Origin of the sequence: Butyricicoccus sp., assembly GCF_050872565.1 — a bacterium.
In the GTDB taxonomy this organism is placed as follows: Bacteria; Bacillota; Clostridia; order Oscillospirales; family Butyricicoccaceae; genus Butyricicoccus_A.
This window is the reverse complement of record NZ_JBNMHC010000204.1, coordinates 1-4,015: the sequence shown is the minus strand read 5'-3', so window position 1 is coordinate 4,015 and position 4,015 is coordinate 1. Positions and strand designations below refer to the sequence as shown.

The 4,015-nt window shown below is 48.8% G+C and carries 4 protein-coding genes; 1 reads left to right on the top strand and 3 read right to left on the bottom strand.

Going from position 1 to position 4,015, the window contains the following annotated elements:
- A partial coding sequence (locus ACR0P9_RS08640) for an ATP/GTP-binding protein (RefSeq protein WP_432619239.1) occupies positions 1-919 on the bottom strand: 919 nt, incomplete at its 3' end.
- Positions 920-1,141: 222 nt separating this feature from the next.
- On the opposite strand from ACR0P9_RS08640, the gene ACR0P9_RS08635 reads away from it, so the two are divergent.
- Positions 1,142-2,107 carry an acyltransferase gene (locus ACR0P9_RS08635; protein WP_432619237.1) on the top strand — a complete coding sequence of 322 codons (966 nt, stop codon included), beginning with the start codon at positions 1,142-1,144 and terminating at the stop codon, positions 2,105-2,107.
- A gap of 49 nt (positions 2,108-2,156) precedes the next feature.
- Here ACR0P9_RS08635 and ACR0P9_RS08630 read toward each other — a convergent pair whose 3' ends face one another.
- Positions 2,157-2,984: a Cof-type HAD-IIB family hydrolase gene (locus tag ACR0P9_RS08630; RefSeq protein ID WP_432619235.1), complete on the bottom strand. Its 828-nt coding sequence runs from the start codon at positions 2,982-2,984 to the stop codon at positions 2,157-2,159.
- A gap of 12 nt (positions 2,985-2,996) precedes the next feature.
- Complete coding sequence (locus ACR0P9_RS08625) at positions 2,997-3,743, bottom strand: DeoR/GlpR family DNA-binding transcription regulator (RefSeq protein ID WP_432619233.1); 747 nt, start codon at positions 3,741-3,743, stop codon at positions 2,997-2,999.
- Positions 3,744-4,015 lie beyond the last annotated feature (272 nt).

Sequence of the window (4,015 nt, the reverse complement as noted above, 5' to 3'; positions counted from 1 at the left end):
CCGTCAGACAGTACCGGTTTTTGCGAATCTGCCGCAGAGAGGTATCCGCATCCATCAACAGATTAAGATAGTCATCTTTGGTGAGTCGCTGTTCTGTCTCAAGCAGATGTCCCTCAGCTGTGCGCTGGGCCGTGGTTTTGACATAGATATAGTTGCCGTGGCTGCCGCGCTGGCGCAAGCGCACGAGCGGTTCGCCGTCCTGCCGGATGAGATAGGTTTGAATGATCTCTACTTTTCGGCAATTGGGCAGGCGTTCCAATGCATCTAAATCTGGCATCCGAATGAGATAGCGGCGTTCGGTCTCGAAGGCATTTGGCTCGCCAAGAAAACGGGTAATCTCGCTGACGAGTCGCCGCATCTTGCCGGTAAAATCGGTGGAATTATCAATGATGCGCAGATAGGGATGTCCGGTCCAACAGGTGACAATTTTTTCATCCATGGCGATTGCCTGTTCCGGCGTTTCGGTTCGCGCCTGATTGTTGGACAGGGTATAGAATTTCTCTGCGCCCTTGGCTGCGGTCACGAGGTGAAAGACGGCGTCATAATTGTCTCGAAAGGCGATTTCACTGCCGCCAAGCTCATGGCACAGCGATTCCCATTCCGTATCTGTCATATAGGCCTTGTTATCGGAAATACCGCGGTCTGCGACAATCAAAATCTTTTCGTTCTCCATGTCATTGGCAGCCATTTCAAACACACGCTCTTTTTGAATTTGCAGAGAGACAAGTGCTTTTTGAAAATCATAATTGGTGTTGACTGTCCATGGAGCGATGCCGCCTAAGATTAACTCGGAGGCGGTTTCTGGTATAAAAAGAACTTTGTAGCCCTGCTTGGAGAGATTGCTCTCTATCCATGACATGGCAGTTGATTTACCGCCGCATGGCCCGCCGGTAATGACGATTTTAGTAATAGATTTCATGCGTGGGCACTCCTTTGATCCCAATGATTTGAACTTTGGGATAATATCAGTATATCGGCTGAGAACGGGGAAGTCAATGACCGCGGCGAGACAAAATCAGACAAAATTCACAGATATGTCATAAAATTCCTGCATTTTTGGTTTTCATCGGCATTTTGATATGATATGATGATAAGCATAGAGAATAGAACGACTCTCATAGAAAGAAGGGTAGATGATACAATGAAGAGAAGAATGGTGTATCCGGATGTCCTGCGCGCGCTGGCGTGTGTTGTAACGGTCATTTTCAGCACGTGTATTGCGGCGGGAGGAACACAGGCGATTGGTCTGATGACTTGGGTGTGCCCGATGTTTCTCATGCTTAGCGGCATGTTCTTTTCGGATGGCAGTTGGTATTTGAGCGGCAGGGAGCTGGGACAACGGTATGTCCTGCGTTTGGTTGTTGCCTATTTGGTTTGGGGCAGTTTGGCGATGCTGGTCAATGCGTTGACTGGCGGCGTGCTGCAAGGTTTGCTGACCGGCGGCTCCAGCTATTTAAACTTTTTGTTTGTGCTGTTTATTTTGTATATGTTTTCTCCGGTAGTGCGCGTGTTTACCCGCGCGGCACAGCCGAGAGAACTGTCGTATTTGGTCGTGTTTGGCATTGTGCTTGGCGGCGTGTATCCGTTTGTGCAAGCACAGATTGGCTCGGTGCGCATGGCAGATTACGCCCTGATGGGCTTTGGTTATCTCGGCGTCTTTGTCGCCGGATGGTATTTGCGTACGGCATTTTTGACGCGCAAACAGCTGCGGGTCTTTTATCTGCTCGGCGCGATTTGTGTGATTTTGGCATTCCGTGGACTGTGGGGCTTTGATTCGTTCTCGACAGATCCGGCACAGCTGATCCTGTCACCGGACGCCCTGCTTATTGCAGTGGCAATCTTCTTGGTTGTCAAAAATACGCTGGCGAAAAAGCGGCTGTCTGTCCAAGTGATGCGGCCGATTGCGCGGCTGGCACAGCTCAGCTTTGGTATTTATCTGATTCATCCGATTTTGCTCGCAGTGCTGTGCTGGGTACTCAATTACTATGGCATCTATCTTCCGACAGGATTGTTTGTTGTAGGAGCTTCGATACTGCTGCTGGTTCTTTCCGGCGGTTTGACATGGTTGATTCGCAAAATTCCGAAAATCGGACGGTACCTTGCATGAGAAGAAGATAAAAAATCGGCATCGAGTTCGTAGCTCGATGCCGATTTTGTTATGCACGCAATAAATATTGATAAATTGCCTCAGCACAGCCGTCATGATCGCAGTCAGACACGACGACATCTGCCAGATCTAAAATTTCTTGGCGCGAATTGCCCATGGCAATTGACAGGCCGGCGGCTTTTAGAATCTCCAAATCGTTGGGTGCATCGCCGACAGCGATGGTCTCAGCAATCGGAATGTCCAAATGGCTGCACAACTCACGCAAACCGGCGGCTTTGCTGACGCCCTTGGCACTGATTTCCAGCGAAGTCGCTTCTGCGTGCACCATGGTGACTGGAATATGTTCATCTAGAATCTGCTGTTCGATACACTGGCGAGATTCCGGATCTGTAAAATATAAATTCAGCTTGGCGACAGGAAAAGGATTTTCGCGATACTGTGCGAAAAGATCCTCCCATTGCTCCGCATTTCGCTCAAATAAGCCCTGATATTGTCCCATGCCAAAGTGTGCCATGTTTTGGCAGTGACTGCGCTGAATGATAGAGGTGGTCTCGCCGAGCAGATGAACCATGACATCTTGATGCTTGACAATCCGGAGAATCTGGCTGCAAACAGCGGGAGCTAGACTGCGGCTGTAAATCGCAGTGTTCGTCTTCTGATCGAGTACCAAGGCACCGCTGACACAGTTTAAATATCGCACCTCAGAGAGCTGAGGCAGATATTCCCGCAGCTCCGGCAGGCAGCGTCCTGTGGATAAGATGACGGTTTTTCCCGCTTTGACTGCATCGGAAATTGCTGTGAGACTGGAAGGAAGAATGGTTTTGTTGGAATCGAGCAGCGTGCCGTCCATATCAAAGGCAATTAACTGATACTGCATAATACGCTCCTTTTACACAAGAATGGGTGAAATACCATTGGTCTGCAACTGCGTGCAGAGAGCAGACGGCAATTTGTGGTCGGTGATAACGGTTTTAATTGGATTGGTGACGTTGAGCGGCACGGCTGCCGGATGCGCAAATTTTTCGCTCTCAGTCAAAACAATGAGCTGATCTGCCTGATGCGCCATGTCGCGGACGGCCTGCGCACGCATAGGGTCACGGTTGGTAAAGCCTGTGCGCGGAGAGTATCCGTCTGTGCCGAGGAAAAAGTGCGGGACATAAAAATTCTCTGCGCCCTGCCGTACCATCGGACCAACGAGCACCTGAGAATGCGGCTGATAGATGCCGCCGAGCAAAATGATTTGAAAATTCGTCTGATTTCGGATGTAATCTGCGATGAAAACGCTGTTTGTTAAGATTGTCAGGTCTTTTTTTGTCTGTGTCAGGACTTCTGCCAACAGAGCACAGCAGCTGCCGTTTTCAATCATAAGCGTTTCGCCGTCGGAAACTAATTCGGCAGCACGGGCAGCAATGCGGCGTTTTTCTTCGTAATGATAGGCAATGCGGCAAGCGATGTTATCCGGACTGCACAGACGGGCAAAGCCGTGCTCGCGGACGACAATGCCGCGGCGTTCCAGTTCATCTAAATCCTTGCGGATAGTAACCTGAGATACCTGTAATTGTTCCGCAAGAGCGGAAACATCAACCTTGTGTTCCTCTGCTAACAGAGAGAGGATTGCTTGCGACCGATCTTTCATTCCTATTCCTCCGAATTTCTTTATGAGGACAGTATACCAAATTTACGAATGAAAGTAAATGTTCTTTTGTTACAAATTATACTTGCCAATATTGGAAAAATACAGTACAATACAAGCAATGAAGTCAAAAGTATGATTTCAAATGAAATAAAACAAAACAGAGCCGCGCTTTCGCCAGATGACTTTCCCGCCCGTGGGAACAGAACAAGGTGAGAAAGCCGGACCTGTTTTGCCTCTGCCAAAAAAGAAGAAAATATGAAAAAACTGTGAAT